Here is a 19,601-nt window from a genome sequence, read left to right as displayed (position 1 = left end):
GGTTAAAATGTGTTTGAATCTCTAAAATCTAAAATGTCCGGTCCATGGTATACAGTTTTTACACCTTTCCAGCTTGATGAAAGCATTGATTATGAATCATTAGAAAAATACCTGCATTTGCTCTACAGGCAAGGTGCAAAACGATTTTATGTCATGGCATATAATTCTAGGTACTCACAACTCACTACAGAAGAAATATATGAGTTGAATGGGTTTTGTATACGAACTTTAAAAAACTTAGATGAAAGCAACATAGTCATAGTGGGTGATCCTATTCATTGCTCAACTAAACAAAGCTTGGATTTTACTCTACATGCTAAAGAGTTAGGGGCAGACTTAATCTCTTTGATATTGAGAGAGAAATACTTTGATGATGAGCAAGTCTTAGGACACTTTGATTATATTGGGCAGAAGTCTGACTTTCCATTATTGGTTCACGAAATGCCATTTCTATCCGGTTACAATGGAACACAAATGCACTGGCCAGACAGTACAATAGAAAGTTTAGTTTCTATTCCTCAAATTGCTGCATTAAAAGAAGATGCGAAAGATTTTGACATAACATGCAAGGCTCTGTCTTTAGAGCCAAATATTAAAATTATTATAGCCGGTGGGGGAAAGGCCGCTTTCAGAAAGTATCTTCCCTATGGAGCGACGGCATGGTTAAACGGGATTTCAATTGTAGATGCGTCAATCGCTGAGATATTTTGGGATGCGTGTCAATCAAATGATGAAGCTACATTAGATTTTGTTATTAATGATCTAGAGAAACCATTTTTTTCAACTGTTGTGCCTAAATTTGGTTGGCACCGTACTAACAAAGCCCTGTTACAGGCAGCGGGTATTATGCACCGTCGGGATCGTATGCCTCTTAAGCATCTAAACGACCAACAGTTTGTAGAGGTGCAGCAAGTCTTTAATCAAGTGAGTCAAGCTTGGAAAAATTGGGGAATGCAAAAGTAATGTCAATCACTGCATTTGTGCCAGCACGTTCTGGCTCAAAAAGACTTTCAAATAAAAATATAAAAATGTTGGCAGACAAGCCTTTAGTTGTCTGGACTCTTGAGGCTTGCCTGAATGCACCAAGTATTAAAAAAGTGATTTTCTCTACTGATTCAAAAGAGTATTGGGATGAGGTATGCAAGTTTATTTGTTCTGATAGGTTGGTTCTCAGTCTAAGAAGCCCTGAAGAAGCAGGTGATAAAGTTAAAATATTTGATTATCTACAACAAAATATAGATAACATTTTCGACAATGATACAGAACACTTTCTTCTAGCTTTGCCAACTATGCCCTTAAGAAGTAGTGAACATATTGAACAGGTTGTTTCATTGGCTACAGAGGTCGGCTGTGGGGTTTTTTCTGCTGTTGAATATGAAGCACCTGTGAGCTTTGCATTTAGTATGGAGGATAAAAATAATTGGAATCCTCTGTTAGAAACCAACCCTATGTTAACAGGCAATACTAGAAGCCAAGATCAGGTGTCATATTTTCATCCAAATGGGGCTATCTATTTAAAGAGTTTGGTAGATATGCGTCGCTCTGACACTCGTACATTTTACCAAGATTCAGTTCCATTTTTAATGAAACGCTCAGAATCTGTAGATATTGATACTGAATTTGATTTTTATCTAGCAGAGTATTTACTTAACAACCTCAAGCTTGATGAGTAATTGAGGTTCGTTAAATTTTAAGTTATGGAGTAGTGCAAAGCCCTTGTATTTGGGCTCTACGGAGGTTTAGGTTATTTTAAAGAATGAAAGTTTGATTAAACGGTTAGAAAAAGGGGAGCACCTAAAAGTTTTAACTTATGGTCCTTGTTTTTTCGCAGATAACTTAAGGCCTAATCCTTGGGTTATTGCTTTGTCTCGCTTGTGGGAGAAAACATACCCAAATCAAGTGGAGTTTTTAATACGGGGCTTAGGCGGGGTTAATTCTCTATGGGGCTTAGATAACCTGCAACAGAAGGTTATTAATGAACAGCCCGATATCATTATGATGGAATGGGCAATCAATGACGCTAAAAATAACGGAGACGGGGAAGCGCGCGGTGGGGTTAGTCTCCGACAGTGTGAAAATAACCTTAAAATTCTAATTAGTCGGATTCAAGAGCAATTACCTAACTGTCAAATTATTTTATGGACTACAACCCCGATTAGTACTAAAGGTCGAGACCTTAATTTAGATGATTATTATGCTGTAAATCGTAAAGTAGCTAACGAATTAGGCTTGTTGTTAATTGATCTTTATCCGGTATTTAAAACATTAAAAATAGAAAAAAATGATGAGTATTGGCTTTGTTTAAGTTCTGATGAGGGACATTTAACACGGTATGGAGCCAAAAAAATAGTTATTCCATTTTTATTGGACAAGTTGAATGAAACACTGGGTTAAAATTCATCCAGAGACAAAAGCCTTTTCAACTCTTTCTGGCGATCATAACCCCCTGCATATAGATAAGAGTTATGCAGCCAAAACTTCTTTTGGTAGGCCCGTCATACATGGCATGGAATTAATATTCCATTGTTTAGAGATGTTTTTAGATAAAAAACCTAATAATTTTTTTGAAATTGAGAGTTTACATTGTGGCTTTATTAAGCCTGGTTTTTGTAGTGAAGTTTTAAGTGTTTTATTTTTTGAAAAGTCTGCCGGCGTTTGTACTTGTAGTGTCTATACAGAAAATCGTAAAACCTTACTGGTTAAATGTCATGTTTCGTTCAAAGAAATATCTGCGGAAAATTGGGACTATTTTAAGTTAAACACGCCTAATCATTTTTCACCATTGCAGATAAATACACATGATATTGAATCAGTTAAAGATGAAAGTGGAGAAATAGACTTAGGTGTTAACAGCGAACAATTGCAAATACATTTTCCATTGATATCAAAACAATTGAGTTTTAATCATTGTGCTTTTTTACTCGCAATTACCAGGTTAATTGGGATGAAAGTCCCCGGACAAAGAGCTCTGTTTAATGAAATTCGTTTTAAATCACAGCGCTCAAGTTTGGAAATTGACTCACTTAAATTTGAGGTGGCGCGAGTAAAAACTCGGCTAGGTAGTTTTGTTTTGTCTGCTAGTAACCCAACTATTGAAGCTGTTTGTAAAGTATCAGTTTTACCGGTGGCAACCCCAAGTAACGAGTTTGCAAGTAGTTATCCTCTGAAAAATTTAAAACAGAAAGCTTTGGTGGTAGCCGGAACAGGTAGCCTAGGTGAAATAACAGTAAAAATGTTAGTACAAGCAGGCTTGTCTGTGGTGTTTACTTACAAAACTGAAGATGAAAGAGTTAAGACTCTAGAGCTGTATTCGAATGGTCTGGCCCTCGGCATACAGGTGAATAACTTAGATAGTTTAGAAGCGGTTATGCTTAACCATGAGTTTACTCATCTTTATTATTTTCCTACCCCAAATGTATTTGACCGTACACCTGATAGCTTTGATTTAGGCAAGTTCTGTGAATTTTCAGCTGTGTATATAGATTTACTGGATGACTACTTAAAATATTGTAAACCTTGTGCTGTATTTATACCTTCTACAATTGCCATCGAAGAGCCGGTTGCTGGAATGGCAACTTATGCAGCTGCTAAAGCTGCAATGGAAACTTGGTGCATGCAGTACGGTAATCAGAACCCTAACATAACTTTTCTTGTAAAAAGGTTACCTAGGCTAGAATCAAGACAAACTGCAACTTACCTTGCTTTAAGTGAAGACCCAATTAGTTATATTTCTAAAGTAATAACAGAAATGGAGTTATTAAGTGGATAAAGCATTTCTTATGGAAGAATACGAGCAGACCATGTTTGTTGAAGAGCAATTGGCAACTCGTGTTGATTCTTTGTCGATAGCTGATGTGTGTTGTGAAATTGCAGAAGAGTCAGGCGTTAAATTTGAAGCATTGTTAGAATTCGCTATGGCCCATGAATACATTTTCCTAGATACCAGTAGTTTTGAAACTTTTCTAAATGATATTGACAAAAACGGGCTACCCACTGATGTATCTATTGCGACTAAATTAATAATCTGGGATTTAGATGACACACTTTGGCGTGGCACACTAAGTGAGGATGATAAGGTCTTTTTATTGAGCTTAGCTGAATATATTCGACCGTTATGTGAAGCCGGTGTAATGCATAGCATTTGTTCAAAAAATGATAAAGAGAATACCCGCAGGAAATTGCAGGAGTTTGAGCTTTGGGACTATTTTGTGTTCCCCTCAATAAATTGGGAATCTAAAGGAGCTAGATGTGCCCAGATCATATCGGACATGCAGCTTAGGAGTGTTAATGTTCTATTTATTGACGATAATAAGCTAAACCTCCATGAAGTTCGCCATTGTTGTCCAAAAATTCAAATTTGTGAAGCAGAGTTAGCCGAAGAAAAGCTAAATGGTTTGATGAATGAAAACGCCAATAATAAAGATAAAAGCCTTAAAAGACTTAACCAGTACAAATTGTTAGAGAAGAAACATATCGCCAAAACTAACTTTTCTGATAATTCCTCTTTCTTAAAAGATAGCCAGATTCAAGTAACACTTGTCCCTGTAGATGCGCACCTGACTAGGTTACAAGAATTGGTTAGTCGCACTAATCAGTTAAATTTTACTAAACTTAGGCAATCAGACTCTGAATTGGAAACCTTATTGTCAAAGTGCAGAAGTATCGCGATTAAAGTTTCAGACAAGTATGGAGATTATGGTGTTGTAGGACTGGTTTGTTTACAAGATAACCAAGCTGTGCATTTCTTATTTTCTTGTAGAATTTTAGGTATGAAAGTTGAGTGCTTTCTTTACGACTATTTTAATCGACCTGCTATAGATATAGTTGATCCAGTTGCAGTTGATTTGCTAAATGAACAAGCGCAGAGCTGGATTAGCATCTCGGAGAACCTCGAGTGAAATTTGATTCTAAAATGTCGCCAATTCTTATTTGTGGCTGTCATGGAGGCGGTACTTCTTATACGACCAAGCTATTAAGATGGCAGGGCGTATTTGCAGGGGCGGATACAACTTGCAGCATGTTTGAACGAGCGACCCATGAGTCTAAGTGTTTCCAAATTGCCAATGAGACTATGCTGCAAACTGTCCTTACTGATTGTCCGGTTGGTTTACGAACCAGTGAATTAAGTTGGTTTCAAAAATGGGAGCAAAAAATTTCATCAGACTCAATGCTAGAAACCTTGAAAAGCCATATCGATATCGATCTACTTTTCCCCAAGTATTTCGGGGATAAAAAAACAATAGATATAGATGGGAATTGGGGGTGGAAAGACCCTAGAAACAGCTTAACTTTACCTATATGGAAGACAATTTTCCCAGAGTTAAGAGTGCTTGTGGTGGTTAAAGAGCATGTAGAGGAAAAGTTAGGAAAATCCAGTTCTGGTTCATGGTTTAAATCAAAATCAACTGAATATGTTAGGCAAAAATATATGCAACCTAATGTTGCAGGGGTAAAGCCAGAGAATGTTTTTTATTTTAAATTTGACTTGGCCTTGAAAGAGTTAAATGTTTTTAATGAAATGCGTAGGTGGTTAAGTTTATCTGATCTTTCCCAAGATGAATTTACTGCTTTATTAGAGAAAACTCGTTATGACAACTGATATTTCTAAACTATTGACGATTGTTATTCCGATTTATCAACGATTAGGAAATGTTGAAAGGCTCTGCCGTTATTACGCTAGTTTAGGTTGCGATATTGTTGTGGCTGACAATTCAGAGGTTGCTTTAGAAAAACCGGAAAATTTAGATTTTGTAACTTGGGTAGCTAACCCTAAGTGGAAGTTTTTTGAAAAATATGCTCAAGTTTTTGAGGATATTAACACACCTTATGTGCTGCCATGTGCGGATGATGATTTTGTTGTTAAAGAGTCGATTTATAAAGGAGTTGATTACCTAGAGGCAAATAGAGATGTAGTATTAGTAAATGGTTATCATGCAAGGTTTCGTACTATTGAAGATAATGCTGTCGCTTTTTATCCATCCGAAGTTGTGCTTTCTAATAAACATTCCAATAGACATATACTTAAATTAATTAACGATAACTTTAGCTGCAATGACCCTTGGGAGAGGGTTGCTTATAACTTAAAGCATATTGGCGGGATTGATTATTCATTATACAGAACGCCAGTTGCACAAGCAGCCTATAGTATGGTTAAAAATAATAGCCAATTCTGGCCCATAAATTGTACCCCTTTTATCATTTGTTTTGTGGTCGCAGCTTTAGGAAATATCAGATATTTGCCAGAATTATGGTTACTTAAGAATATGGGGGAGCGAATAATTTCAAATGCCAACCGCAGTTACCCTAGCTATTTACAAAAAGACTTTTCCTTTTGTGACTCTTTGTCTGATATAGATTTTTCACCTATTAATGCATTTATCCAATCAAAAAATATTGCTTTACCGGTAGGTTATCATGCACATTTCATTCAATCATTATTTGACAAAATGTGTAGCCGTCGAGGTTTAGATAAAAGTACCTATGAAAGCTTGTTTTCCAATGGTGTATTTCAATACGATGAAACTCAGCTTAAATCAGAGTTGAAAGGGGTCAGACATTATATTAGAAAATTCAGTGAATAAAATGAAAGCCTTATATTTTATTATTCATGAGGGCGGCCTCAAACTTCTCATTAGATAAAGTAATTAACGTTAGCATTTCTGAATTTATATTCCCTGTTATGCTTGTCCCTCTAGAGCCTAGCTTATTGGCAAAATTTATTTTAGTTTCTTTTTTATCGAAAAGCGCTACATAAACATCAAATTCTATTGCAATGTAGGTTTTTTGAATTAAAACACTCAATGGGCTATCTGGTTTATAATCCTCACGCCTTGCTGCTTTTAATAGTGCAATATCGCAGTCAGAGGCACTAAGTACTAACTTTAAACTCTGACGAGAAATATAGCGCTCTGTTAATAGGCTGCCTTTTTGGAGGTCCACTATTGGGCAATAGATTATTGGGCTCCCGAAGCTTGTGTTATCATAAAGCTGCCCACTATTGTCGATGAAAATTGAGGTTACCTTGCCTTTTTTTATACATTTAGAGTTGATTTTTGGGTACTGATTATCTTGAAAAGTAATGATGTAGTCGTATTCGAAGTCATTTATATCAGCAGTAGAGTCATCTATTAATATATCTACCGCTTTACCTTTCCATTTGTAGGTCTCATAAATGGCTTTCATCGCCCAATAATTGAATATTTTAGAATTAGATACGATTGCAATAGAACAACTGGATAAGTTTTGCTCAATTAAATTCACTTCTCGTTTATTTTTTGAAAATGAAGAAGTATCAATGTAATTAATCGAAGTTAATTGATTTGTTATGACTTGGAGTGTTTCAGACCACTTTTCTAATACTTGGGATAACTTGCTGTTACTTCCAAAGTCAGTGGTGCTGGCATTCAATTTAGTTAAAACCGCATTTGCATAATTAACCGTTCCATATAGATAATAAAACAATAGGGACTTACCTTTTTTATAGGAGGCAAATAACATTTCTTTTTGTCTATCAATAATAAATTTCACATCTTCGGCGCAGGTGATTTCTTTTTCTAATAAAGCCTCAAAGGCACTGAGTTCTTTAAGAAGCAATTCTTGTGAAAATTGCTTTTCGAATTTTTCTGAATAATTTTCTAAACCACTTGATGAGAACACTTTGGTTTTAAGAGCATCTAATGTTTGTTGTTTTTGTTCAATTGTTGCAACAATCAACAGGTCATCGGGTCTAATAGGTAAGGTGCCTTTTATTTTCGCTCCATCGCTGCAGTTATAGAAAGATTGGGCTTTAGGTTTTGCCGCTGTTACTTGCTCAATAACTTGTCTTGATACTTTAAATTCGTGTTTGGTATTTACAGTAGGCCTAAAATTGCCAGGTACAACTATAGATGTATTATTTTTAGCAGAATAATCATAGGTTTCTTCACCATCATCTTGATAGTAACCAGACGATTTTGAGTGGTGATGTTTTACACTAACAAAGCCTAAGTCGACCCCAATTAAATAAATGCTGGTAAACCCCATGCAGCTAAATAAATCACATACAAAGTTACTTACTGTCGGGAAGGCGTTTTGTAACACCTCATAGTTTTCTCGCCCTAATATATTTAAAGCTGATACTGTAGATGACTCCCCTTCTTTAAATGCCACTATAACGTCTTTGTATAAATCACAAGTATCCGGATGAATGCCGTTACATGAAATCAGGGTGATTTGTTTCAAGTATTTTAAATCACCGACTAATGCTGCCCAATCAAAGGTACAGCGATTTTGCTCTATTTCAGCATGAAAATCTGGTGTGATGTTATGCCTGTGTAGTGCTTGTAACGCTGTGCCACAGCTAATGACTACAGCCTGTCCTTGCCATTCTTTGATGGCATCAATAGATGAATCTAAAGAAGGGCCATTACCTACAATGAAGATGGGAACCTCTTTGTCATCGTAACTTAGTTTTTCACTTGGGGCGGCCGTTAGGATTGGGATTTTACGGTTCATCCCCTCTTTGGTGTGCGAAATTCCATAGTATGCATGGTCAAAATATTCTCCCATAGCTATAACGACTTGTAATTGTTCTCTAAGCTGACTGATAGCAGAATTTAAAGATGCGTTATAATAGCTTTGGTAGAAGTAAGTACTATTCAGAATATATGGGCCAATTGCATAAAATTGGCTGAGTAAGTCTCTAAATAAGTTAGTGCCGTCATCTCCAATATTAAGATAAATGCGAGACTCTGATTGTTCGACTGTTTCGAAGATTTTTTGCCAGTCGATGGCAAACAAAGAAGCGTAAAAAAAATCAGAGTTTGGCTCACATATAAAGAGTTTTTCGACCGTATGTTCGTTTAATAATTTTTCTAATTGATACCCAGCGCCTAAACCAAACATGATTATTGATGGGACGTTTTCGGGTAATGCACCTACCTTTTCTTCTGCTTGTTGTAACAACTCTTCAGTCTCTTTTACAAACTGATAATGAATATAGTGAGCTAATTTGGTGCCTTTGTATCCAAGTACTAATCCATCTTTATTAGGTTGTTCATTAAAATTTTCGAAATTGAGAAGACATTCTGTTTCGGGGAAATTGCCATACAGTGTATGAAGGTTTTTAATATGTAATAGATTTACTTCGCCGCAAGCGCTTTCAGTAGGCAGCCATTTTTTTGGTGTATAATTTTTAAATTCATCATAAATATTTGGGAAATACTTTTTAAAAGCCTCTAGGTTATTGCTGAGCTTTTCGTGTGGGGCTGCCAACAAAGTTTGTTGCTTTAGATCTACATTTGGAGTCCAACTTGGTACGTAATCCAAGTAGCTTCCTTCTGTTTTAATTGAAAAGCCACGCTCTTGAATATCAACCCAATTTCGAGTAACAATTTCTTGTTCCAGCGAATCAAAAACCTGATGATTATAATGTTTGTATAAATGGAAATTTGATATGTTGCAGTGGTTACTTAATTCATTTATGTCTGTTAATAGATCCCTACCATCCTTTCCAAGTTGTAAAAATATTGATGTGTTTTTTTGTTGTACCAAAGAAAAGATATTACTCCAAGAAATAGTCATTACTGAGCATTTGAAATATTGAAGCTCAGGCTCATAAATAATCAAGTTTTTAATGTTGTGTTGTTTAAGTAAAAGCTCTAGATGTAGTCCGAGTCCGCACCCTAATACCACTAAACAATCTATGTTTTTGGGTAATGGTTTTTGCTGTTCTTTTAGTGTGTAGCTATTTAGTGATTGAATACTGTCAAGGGGCTGTTCATTTTCATTCACTTCACTACTACTATTGGGTAGGTTTTCTTTTAATAGTATTGCAGGGCAGTGATGTTGCTTTTGAGTAAATTGTTCTAAAATTTCTTTTTTTGGATGGAATCCATAAACTGTTCTTCCTTGCCCATAATCTACTATGTTGTGTTCACCATGTTTATTGATAAAAAGTGAATAGTTACTTAAATCGGTCGATTCTACGTAACTTAACAAAGATGGAATATTTCTCTGAAAAGCATTTATATTACTTTTTTGAGTTTTTAGAATATGAACCGCGAGTTTATCATCAAGTAATGCTTGTTTTTCTTCATCTTTTTCAATATGCAGTCGAATATTTTTAAGCATCTTTTATATAAACCCTTTTAATATCAATCATTTCTTTGATTATTCCATTTAACAGGGCTGCTTCGCAATCAATTCTTGTATACAGGTATGGGATTTAATAAATAGGTATAGTTGTCTATAAAACTGTTTGATTACTTTTCAGATGATATTCTGCTATGGTCTTAAAAGTCATTTAAGGATTTTACTATGATTAATTTCGATTCTACTGCTAACTCATCGTTGTTATCGCAAGTTCAGAATAAACAAGAATCTATTCTAGAGAAGCTATCGTCAGGTAAAAAAATCAATAGTGCTGCAGATGGTGCAGCTGCTCAGCAAATTATTGACCGTTTAACATCTGAAGTAGAAGGTGGCCGACAGGCTATTTCTAATGCTTATGATGGTGTGTCGCTAACGCAAGTAGCGGAAGGTGGGTTGGCTGGCATTAACGATGATGTTAACCGTATAAGAGAGTTGTCTGTGCAATCTGGTAATGGTTTATTGACGGATGCTGACAGAAAAGCGATTCAATCTGAAGTGTCTCAACTTCAAGAAAACATTTCCCAAACTATAGAACAAACAGAATTCGCGGGTAAATCTTTACTGTCTAACGATGGCTCAATTGATTTTCAAGTGGGCACTAATGCAGACCAAAAAATTGGCGTTGGTACCCGTGATGTTGTTTCTGGCTTAAATGATATCCTTAATGTGGATTTAAGTTCAGCAGATGGTGTAGAAGATGCGTTAGCTGCTGCAGACACCGCCACAGAATTTGTAGGAAGTGTTCGCGCTGATATAGGGGCAACGCAAAGCCAGTTTGAAAGTGCCGCTCGCAACCTAATACAAACAAATGTAAATGTAGCGGCGGCAAGAAGTAGGATTCAAGATACGGATTATGCCCAGGCTAGTTCAGAAAATGCAGCCGCGGGGATATTGAGCCAAACTAGTATTTCTGTGCAGAGTATGGCTAATCAACAACAAGAACAGGCTTTGTCATTATTGAGTGGTTAGTTTGCTTACCTGTGTATTTTTAAAACGAGTAGCTAAGCTACTCTTTTTTTTGAGTTTTGTTTCGTAAAGCTTACTATTGTTCAATAAAAAAGCATTTTATTAAAATTGCTTGAAATTCAGTTGCTATCCCCTCTCGAATGGTTAGAATCATTTGATAAAGTTAAATGAATACAAGCAAAACTGAGGGTGCATGAGCAATATTTTGATTATTTGTTCTGATGAAGAGCAAGCCAATAATCTAACCACTATTCTTACCTTTCTTGGTGAATGCTGCTCTAGTGTTTTATTTTCTTCAGCCATTGAAACGTTAAAAATAAATCCAGATATAGAGTCTGTGCTTGTAGATGGTGCGAGTACTGAATTAGTCAGTGATATAGGCGAAAAGTTTCCGAGTATCCCATTCATCTTATTAGGGCACTACGATAACTTTAAACCTAAATCGAATATTGTTGGAGTTATAGGTGAGCCAATAACTTACCCAGCTTTGACTCAGATGCTACATAGATGCCAAGAGTATCGTCGTCGTCAACCCTCTAGAAAGCCAAGTACTCACCAAAAGCCCAGACTCTTTCGTAGTTTGGTTGGAAAAAGCGATCATATACGGAATGTGAGACACCTCATCGAACAAGTAGCGCCCAAAGAAGCAAACGTACTCATTTTAGGTGAGTCAGGTACCGGAAAAGAGGTAATAGCGCGCAACGTACACTTTATGTCGAATCGTAAAGAAGGTATTTTTATTCCAGTAAATTGTGGCGCTATTCCAGGAGAATTACTTGAAAGTGAATTATTTGGTCATGAAAAAGGCGCCTTTACTGGTGCGATAGGAACACGTAAAGGTCGTTTTGAAATGGCCGAAGGGGGGACTCTCTTTTTAGATGAAATTGGGGATATGCCTTTGCAAATGCAGGTGAAATTGCTCAGGGTCTTACAAGAGAGAACATATGAAAGGGTAGGTGGAAATAAACCGATAAAATGTGACGTTCGTGTTATTGCTGCTACTCATCGAAACTTAGAAATCATGATTAAAGATGGTACGTTTAGAGAGGACTTGTACTATCGATTGAACGTGTTTCCCATTGATAGCCCTGCCTTAAGAGAACGTAAAGAAGATATCCCTCTATTACTACAAGAGTTAGTGTGTCGCTTACAAGAAGACAACGCTCAGATTAAATTTACAGAAAACGCATTGAAGTCATTGATGGAACATAAATGGCCAGGAAATGTTCGAGAACTGTCAAATTTAGTTGAGCGCTTGATGATTTTATATCCTGAGCAGCTCATTGATCTAGCTGACTTACCTTTTAAATATAAACATTTAGATATTGACCCTTACGAGCCTGAGTACCCAGAAGAGTTACTCGAGCGTGAAGCTATTAATGCTTTATTTAGAGATAACACCGAAGAAGATGACTCTGCGAACGATGCTTCATCTAAAGAGTTGCCGGTTGATGGTTTAAATTTGAAAGAATACATTTCTGACTTAGAAGTAAGTTTAATCTCTCAAGCATTAGAACAACAAGATTGGGTCGTTGCCCGAGCGGCTGAAGCCTTAGGAATGCGCCGTACTACCCTGGTAGAAAAAATGCGCAAATACAATATCAACAAAGCGTAACTTCACAATACGGCTTTTTAAATCATTAAGCCGCCATTTCTTTGACAAAAAAAACTGTTGATTTTTAACCTAACCTTTTGTTTTAAAATGTTTTTTCTTTTGGCATGACATGTGCTTTATAACTCTCGTAATCATTCTGTCTAAGTTTTGACGTGGGGAATTTATGGGATCTAACACTGGCTTGCCAAAAAATAAAATTAAAGAGACTAAGCTGGAGGCTGAGTTAGTATCTAACGATCACTTTTTAGTCGAAGATGAACCTTTAGAGCTTGATGCTTTGCGCTTACAAGCAAACCGTTTAGAGCATTTATTGCAGGTTATGCCAGCTGGTGTAGTGGTTATAGATGGTAAAGGTATAGTGAAGCAATCTAACCAACTAGCTAAGACCTTATTGGGCGAGCCTTTGGAAGGTCAGTCTTGGCGCGCCATTATTCTTCGCTCTTTCAAGCCCCAGGCTGATGACGGTCACGAAGTATCTTTGTTTGACGGTCGTAAAGTTAAATTATCCATTACACCTTTAGGAAAAGAGCCGGGGCAACTTATTGTTTTAACCGATTTAACAGAAACTCGTCAGTTGCAACAAAGAATTGGGCACCTTCAAAAGTTATCTTCCTTAGGGAAAATGGTTGCGTCCTTAGCACATCAAATACGTACTCCTTTATCTGCAGCCATGTTATATGCAGCAAACTTGTCAAACAATACCTTGAATAAAAGCTCTAGAGATAAGTTTAGTGAAAAACTGCAATCTCGATTGAGAGATTTAGAAAGCCAAGTGAACGATATGTTGTTGTTTGCAAAGAGCGGTGATGGCCAAGTTGTGAGTAATATCTCTATTAAAAGTTTAATGTCGGAGCTACAACAAGACGCCGATGCCATGTTGCAAAAACAACAAGCAATATTAACCCTACAGCAACCAGAATCTGATATTGCAATTTTGGGCAATAAAACGGCCTTGTTAGGCGCACTACAAAACCTAATCCACAATGCCCTTACTGTTAAGCCTGAAAACGCAGTGATAAATTTATCTGTAAATCAAGATAATGATGAGCCTAACTGGGTATGTCTCAGTGTAAAGGATAATGGCCCTGGCATCAGTGATGAAAACATTAATCGTATATTTGAGCCATTCTATACAACCAAGAGTAACGGGACTGGACTAGGGTTAGCGGTAGTAAAAAGTGTCGCCCAGTCTCACCAAGGTAAGGTAAGCGCAAGTAACTTAGCTGATGGTGGGGCGTGTTTCACACTAAGGCTACCTGTACATAATTCAAATAGTTTAAAAGAAACATCGATTAAATCCGCACAATACAATCAGTCGCAACCATACTATGCCGATGCGGCGGGGAGTTTATAAATGAGTCAAGCAAAGATATTAATTGTTGAGGATGATGCTGGTTTACGTGAAGCACTAGTAGATACATTATTGTTAGGTGGCTATAAAGTTATTGAAGCTGATAGCGGTGAGCGGGCTTTGATTATACTTGCTGAAGAGGTAGTCGATTTGGTCGTAAGTGACATCCAAATGTCTGGTATGAGTGGTTTGTCATTGTTGAAGAATATAAAAAACAAACACCCTAATCTTCCCATCTTATTAATGACGGCATATGCCACTATAAATGATGCGGTACAGGCCATGCGTGATGGTGCAACAGATTATCTGTCAAAACCTTTTGCCCCTGAAGTGTTACTTAATTTAGTAGGCCGCTATGCTCCAGCCCATAAAGTTGAATCAAGAACACCTGTAGTTGATGATCCTAGTAGTTTGCAACTACTGGCATTAGCTAAAAAAGTAGCGGTATCAGAAGCAACGGTCATGGTACTTGGGCCCAGCGGCTCGGGTAAAGAAGTGCTTGCTAGATATATTCATGACCAATCCAATCGTAGCGCGAAGACATTTGTGGCAATTAATTGTGCAGCTATCCCAGAAAATATGCTTGAAGCTACTTTGTTTGGTTATGAGAAAGGTGCATTTACTGGTGCTTTACAAGCTTGTCCTGGTAAGTTCGAACAGGCTCAAGGGGGAACTATCTTATTGGATGAAATCAGTGAGATGGATCTTAGCTTACAAGCTAAATTATTAAGGGTGTTACAAGAAAAGGAAGTAGAAAGGTTAGGAAGCCGTAAAACGATTTCTCTTGATGTAAGGGTGATTGCAACCAGTAATCGAAACCTAAAGCAAACGGTTGATGCTGGTGAGTTCAGAGAGGATTTATATTATCGCCTCAATGTATTTCCATTAATTTGGTTACCTCTTGATAAGCGAGCAGGTGATATTGTGCCTTTGGCAGTACATTTAATTGAGCGTCATTGTCAAAAATTGGGTAATGCCATACCCAAGTTAACAGCAGCTGGTCGAAGTAAATTGTTGCAACACAGTTGGCCCGGAAATGTCCGAGAGCTGGAAAACGTAATTCAACGAGCATTAATTTTATCTGATGGAACACAAATCGATGCAATTGACCTTATGATCGAACAAGACCTTGCCGTTGGTGTTAGAACTCCTGAAATTGAAGCAGTAGAAGAAGACAACAGTAAGCTTGGCTCAGAATTGCGACAACAGGAACATCAGATTATTTTGGATACATTACAAAGTTGTAAAGGCCGCCGTAAAGATGTCGCGGAACGTCTAGGGATAAGCCCAAGAACCCTACGTTATAAGCTTGCCAAAATGAGAGAGGTGGGCATAGACCTACCTGCATAGTTGCTTGAATTTTGCACAATATTTAGATTGATTTTAAACCACCTGAATAGGTGGTTTTTTTATACCTAATAGATTGTTAAGTCTGTCAAGAATATGACACTGATTTTTTTAACGTTAAGTCATGTAACTAATTGTATTTTATGTAAAAAATATTTTTTTCTGTTGTGTTTGTATTTGGCATCTAGCTTGCTATTGGATAGATACATCAATTTCAAAATATAAAATACGTCAACGGGTATTGGGAGCAAGTTCATGGATATAAAAGCGCAGTCAATCTATCAAGAACTGCAAGGTATGGCCGAGCAGACCAAAATGGGGCTGGGTGAGTCTGGCGGGATTGCTACCAACCCTTCGTCGCAGAACTTTGCTGAACTACTGAGCCAAGCCGTCGGCACTGTGAACGATATGCAGCTAGAGTCAAAAGATAAAGCGATGGCGTTTGAAATGGGCGATAAAAGTCTTAGTTTAGCCGATGTAATGGTCGCTAAAGAAAAAGCAGGAATCGCGTTTGAGGCTACTGTACAAGTAAGAAACAAAGTGCTTGATGCTTACAAACAAATTATGAATATGCCAGTTTAGGAGTTAGGTTTTGGCTGAAGCTGCGAGTACAGAATTAGCAATGAGTGATATGAATACAGACTTGTATCCTAATGACTCAGGTGCGGAACAAAAGTCTGGGTTTATGGACTCAGTTGGTAATGCCGATATGATGCGCCAAATTACCTTGATTGTGGCGTTAGTAATATGTGTGGCTATTGCTGTGTTTATTTTTCTTTGGGCGCAAGAGCCAGATTATCGTCCTTTAGCCAAAATGGAGACGCAAGAATTAATTGAAACATTAGATTATCTTGATCAAGCCCAAATCGATTATCGCTTAGAGGGTAACGTTATATACGTTAGTAGTGAGCAGTATCAGAGTATAAAAATTGGCATGACTAGGCAAGGGATCTCACAAGGAGAGTCAGCTGGTAGTGATATTATTATGCAAGATATGGGGTTTGGGGTTAGCCAGCGTGTCGAAAAAGAGCGTTTAAAACACGCTAGAGAAAAGCAAATTGCCAGCACCATTGAAGAAATCAATTCGATCGCAAGAGCAAAGGTTTTACTCGCCTTGCCGAAAGAAAACGTATTTGCCCGCAGAGAGAAGAAAGCTAGTGCGACAGTAGTGGTCACGAGCAAACGTGGTGCTATGATCACGTCCGGTGAGGTAAACTCTATCATTGATATTGTTGCATCTTCTGTGCAGGGGTTAGAGCCAGAACGAGTAACTGTCAGTAATAGTAATGGGCGCTTATTAAACTCGGGCTCACAAGATGCCGAATCGGCGCGTTCCCGCAAAGAGTATGAGTTAGAGAAAAAGCGTGAATCGGAATATCTAGAAAAAATTGATTCAATTCTCATTCCTGTTTTAGGCATAGGTAATTATACAGCCCAAGCTGATGTCACCATGGATTTTACTTCGGTAGAACATACGCAACGCAGTTACAACCCTGATTTGCCTGCCATTAGAAGTGAAATGACGGTTGAAGATAATAGTATCGGAGGGGTCATTGCAGGTATACCCGGCGCGTTAACAAATCAACCTCCATTAGATGCAAATATTCCCGAACGAGCTAATGGCAATTCAACACAACAAACTACACCAGGCCGAAATCATAAAGAAGAGACTCGAAATTACGAGTTAGATACAACCGTTAGCCACACAAAGCAGCAAGTTGGAGTGATACGTCGTTTGAGTGTATCGGTAGCATTAGACTACATAACTAATACAGCAGCAGATGGTACAGAGAGCAGTGCGCCAAGACCTCAGGCTGAACTTTTGGATATTCGACGTTTATTGCAAGGTGGAATAGGGTTTGATGTTACCCGTGGCGACACCTTAGAAGTAGTTAGTATTCCATTTAGTCGTGATGCAGATTACGAAGCCGTTGATTTACCATTTTGGGAAGATCCTGTCTTTATGCCCATGATAAAGTTAGGTGGTGGTATTTTCATTATTGCCTTGTTGATCTTGTTTGTGGTTAGACCTATGGTCAGCAAACTTATTCACCCTGAAGAGCTGAAGAGTAATGACTTAGATGCTGATGAAGGCTTAGATTTAGGTGATGAAAGTATCAGCCTATTAGCGGAAGAGTTTGATGAATCTCAAGTAGGCTTTGCAGCAGACGGTACCTTTATGCTACCTGATTTACATAAAGATGAAGACGTATTAAAAGCAGTAAGAGCCTTGGTAGCTAATGAGCCAGAGTTATCTTCACAGGTTGTTAAAAACTGGATGATGCTTGATGATTAATCTAGGATTTAACAAAAAGAGTATTGAGGGCTAGGTTGTGGATGAAGAAAAGGTAGAAGACACCGGGTATGATGTCGGAAAATTAGAAGGTGTTGATAAAGCGGCCATATTATTACTTAGCCTGTCAGAAGAAGACGCGGCACAAATTCTTAAGCACCTTGAGCCAAAAGAAGTACAAAAATTAGGTCAGGCCATGGCTTCAATTGAAGATATGACTCAGCCTAAAATTACGGCAGTACACAAAAGTTTTATCGAAGAAATCCAAAATTACAGTACCATTGGATTCCAGAGCACTGATTTTGTGAAGCGAGCACTAACTTCGGCGTTAGGAGAAGATAAAGCTGCTAACCTAATCGACCAAATATTAATGGGGTCAGGTGCAAAAGGCCTCGATTCATTGAAATGGATGGATTCGAAACAAGTCGCCAGCATTATTCGCAATGAGCATCCGCAAATACAAACCATCGTTATGTCTTATTTAGATGCTGAGCAATCAGCTGAAATATTGAGTCAGTTCCCTGAAAAAGTGCGGCTAGACTTGATGATGAGGGTCGCTAATCTTGAAGAAGTTCAACCTGCTGCATTACAAGAATTAAATGAAATTATGGAGAAACAGTTTGCTGGTCAAGCTGGAACCCAAGCTGCGAAGATGGGCGGGCTAAAATCTGCTGCTGATATTATGAACTACCTAGATACCAATATCGAAGGTCAGTTAATGGATGCTATTCGTGAGCAAGATGAAGAAATGAGCCAGCAAATCCAAGATCTTATGTTCGTATTTGATAATCTTGCTGAAGTCGACGATAGAGCTATTCAAGCCATACTCCGTGAAGTACAACAAGAGGCATTGCTAAAAGCTATTAAAGGTGCTGAAGACGAACTTAAAAACAAGATCACTAAAAACATGTCTAAACGTGCGGCTGAAATGCTAATCGATGATTTAGAGGCTATGGGCCCAGTACGTATTAGTGAGGTCGAAACGGCACAAAAAGAAATTCTATCTGTCGCTAGGCGCTTAGCTGATTCAGGTGAAATCATGTTAGGTGGTGGTGGCGGTGATGAATTCTTATAAGTGTCTGATGAGTTTTAAAAGGTAGTTTTATGACTGACAATGAATTGGAAGAAGAGTTTAAGACATGGGACATTCCTTATGTTGAACAAAAAACTTCAAAGGTCGATTTAGATAAAACTAATGCCTTAAACCGAAAGTCTGACTGGAAATACGAACCTCCAGAGCCAGAAATCGAAATTCTACCTCCTACAGCCGAGGAAATTGAAGCAATAAGAGCAGCTGCTCATGCTGAAGGTTTTGCTGATGGCCAAAAACAAGGTGAAAAAGAAGGTTATCAACTAGGTTTAGAAAATGGTCAAAAAGAGGGGTACGAAAAAGGGTTAGAGCAAGGAACACAAGAAGGCTTAGCTAGTGGAGTGGAGCAAATACAGCAGAACATCACTTTATGGGAGAGCTTAATTGAAAGTATTCAAAACCCTATTACTAAAGTAGAGCATCAACTTGAACAAGAGTTGGTTTTGTTAGCCGTCAGTTTAGCTAGAGCAGTAATTCGAAGTGAAGTGAAAACTAACCATGACCTTATATTTCAAGCGTTAAGTGAAGGTCTAAAGGTATTACCCATTCAAGAAAAGCATTATCAAATTCGTTTACACCCAGAAGATATTGTTCGACTAAATAACCATTTCTCAGAAGAAGAACTGACTAAACATAGGTGGGATCTGGTTGCAGATCCTGAGTTGTCGGCTGGTGGATGTGAAATCGTAACGGATTCAAATGCGGTTGACTTATCAGTTGAACGACGTGTTCGAGGTGTCATAGATAAATTTTTACTGGAGCAGGGCCTAAGTCATGTCGCTGCCAGTAGTGACGATTGAAAGTCAGC

At 37.8% G+C, this 19,601-nt stretch carries 16 protein-coding genes; 15 read left to right on the top strand and 1 reads right to left on the bottom strand.

Annotated features, from left to right (window positions below; all coding sequences use genetic code 11):
- The first annotated feature begins 9 nt into the window (after positions 1–9).
- The 7 genes from ABJD71_RS14450 (at position 10) to ABJD71_RS14420 (ending at position 6,581) form a co-directional block, all read left to right on the top strand.
- Positions 10–963: a dihydrodipicolinate synthase family protein gene (locus ABJD71_RS14450; RefSeq protein ID WP_348170782.1), complete on the top strand. Its 954-nt coding sequence runs from the start codon at positions 10–12 to the stop codon at positions 961–963.
- Complete coding sequence (locus tag ABJD71_RS14445) at positions 963–1,673, top strand: acylneuraminate cytidylyltransferase family protein (protein ID WP_348170779.1); 711 nt, start codon at positions 963–965, stop codon at positions 1,671–1,673. Before ABJD71_RS14450 ends, ABJD71_RS14445 begins: the two co-directional genes overlap by 1 nt.
- Before the next feature lie 91 nt (positions 1,674–1,764).
- Complete coding sequence (locus tag ABJD71_RS14440) at positions 1,765–2,394, top strand: SGNH/GDSL hydrolase family protein (protein ID WP_348170776.1); 630 nt, start codon at positions 1,765–1,767, stop codon at positions 2,392–2,394.
- Entirely contained in the window at positions 2,378–3,769 is a 1,392-nt protein-coding gene (locus ABJD71_RS14435) for a MaoC/PaaZ C-terminal domain-containing protein (RefSeq protein ID WP_348170772.1), read from the top strand. The genes ABJD71_RS14440 and ABJD71_RS14435 overlap by 17 nt, the downstream gene beginning before the upstream one ends.
- On the top strand, positions 3,762–4,898 hold the full coding sequence (locus tag ABJD71_RS14430; RefSeq protein ID WP_348170769.1) for an HAD-IIIC family phosphatase: 1,137 nt from the start codon (positions 3,762–3,764) through the stop codon (positions 4,896–4,898). The genes ABJD71_RS14435 and ABJD71_RS14430 overlap by 8 nt, the downstream gene beginning before the upstream one ends.
- Entirely contained in the window at positions 4,895–5,599 is a 705-nt protein-coding gene (locus tag ABJD71_RS14425) for a hypothetical protein (RefSeq protein WP_348170766.1), read from the top strand. Before ABJD71_RS14430 ends, ABJD71_RS14425 begins: the two co-directional genes overlap by 4 nt.
- On the top strand, positions 5,589–6,581 hold the full coding sequence (locus ABJD71_RS14420; protein ID WP_348170763.1) for a TIGR00180 family glycosyltransferase: 993 nt from the start codon (positions 5,589–5,591) through the stop codon (positions 6,579–6,581). Before ABJD71_RS14425 ends, ABJD71_RS14420 begins: the two co-directional genes overlap by 11 nt.
- Positions 6,582–6,591: 10 nt before the next feature.
- On the opposite strand, the gene ABJD71_RS14415 is transcribed toward ABJD71_RS14420, so the two are convergent.
- Positions 6,592–10,110 carry a 6-hydroxymethylpterin diphosphokinase MptE-like protein gene (locus tag ABJD71_RS14415; RefSeq protein ID WP_348170760.1) on the bottom strand — a complete coding sequence of 1,173 codons (3,519 nt, stop codon included), beginning with the start codon at positions 10,108–10,110 and terminating at the stop codon, positions 6,592–6,594.
- Between the two features lie 186 nt (positions 10,111–10,296).
- On the opposite strand from ABJD71_RS14415, the gene ABJD71_RS14410 reads away from it, so the two are divergent.
- The 8 genes from ABJD71_RS14410 (at position 10,297) to fliH (ending at position 19,593) form a co-directional block, all read left to right on the top strand.
- Entirely contained in the window at positions 10,297–11,100 is an 804-nt protein-coding gene (locus ABJD71_RS14410) for a flagellin (RefSeq protein ID WP_348170757.1), read from the top strand.
- A 190-nt stretch (positions 11,101–11,290) separates the two neighbouring features.
- Positions 11,291–12,712 (top strand): sigma-54 dependent transcriptional regulator, encoded by a 1,422-nt coding sequence (locus tag ABJD71_RS14405; protein WP_348170754.1) that lies wholly within the window; start codon positions 11,291–11,293, stop codon positions 12,710–12,712.
- 163 nt (positions 12,713–12,875) lie between these two features.
- Positions 12,876–14,066 (top strand): HAMP domain-containing sensor histidine kinase, encoded by a 1,191-nt coding sequence (locus ABJD71_RS14400; RefSeq protein WP_348170751.1) that lies wholly within the window; start codon positions 12,876–12,878, stop codon positions 14,064–14,066.
- Complete coding sequence (locus tag ABJD71_RS14395) at positions 14,067–15,413, top strand: sigma-54 dependent transcriptional regulator (protein WP_348170748.1); 1,347 nt, start codon at positions 14,067–14,069, stop codon at positions 15,411–15,413. It abuts the gene before it with no gap.
- A gap of 252 nt (positions 15,414–15,665) precedes the next feature.
- On the top strand, positions 15,666–15,992 hold the full coding sequence (gene fliE / locus ABJD71_RS14390) for a flagellar hook-basal body complex protein FliE (RefSeq protein WP_348170745.1): 327 nt from the start codon (positions 15,666–15,668) through the stop codon (positions 15,990–15,992).
- Between the two features lie 10 nt (positions 15,993–16,002).
- Positions 16,003–17,706 carry a flagellar basal-body MS-ring/collar protein FliF gene (fliF, locus tag ABJD71_RS14385; protein ID WP_348170742.1) on the top strand — a complete coding sequence of 568 codons (1,704 nt, stop codon included), beginning with the start codon at positions 16,003–16,005 and terminating at the stop codon, positions 17,704–17,706.
- A gap of 37 nt (positions 17,707–17,743) precedes the next feature.
- Complete coding sequence (gene fliG / locus ABJD71_RS14380; protein ID WP_348170739.1) at positions 17,744–18,778, top strand: flagellar motor switch protein FliG; 1,035 nt, start codon at positions 17,744–17,746, stop codon at positions 18,776–18,778.
- A gap of 29 nt (positions 18,779–18,807) precedes the next feature.
- A complete protein-coding gene (gene fliH / locus ABJD71_RS14375) occupies positions 18,808–19,593 on the top strand; it encodes a flagellar assembly protein FliH (protein ID WP_348170736.1) in 786 nt (261 codons plus the stop codon).
- Positions 19,594–19,601 lie beyond the last annotated feature (8 nt).

The sequence above is a fragment of the Paraglaciecola sp. genome (assembly GCF_039943935.1).
Classification (GTDB): Bacteria; Pseudomonadota; Gammaproteobacteria; order Enterobacterales; family Alteromonadaceae; genus Paraglaciecola.
The sequence above is the reverse complement of the archived record's forward strand: the minus strand, read 5'-3'. Positions and strand labels throughout refer to the sequence as shown.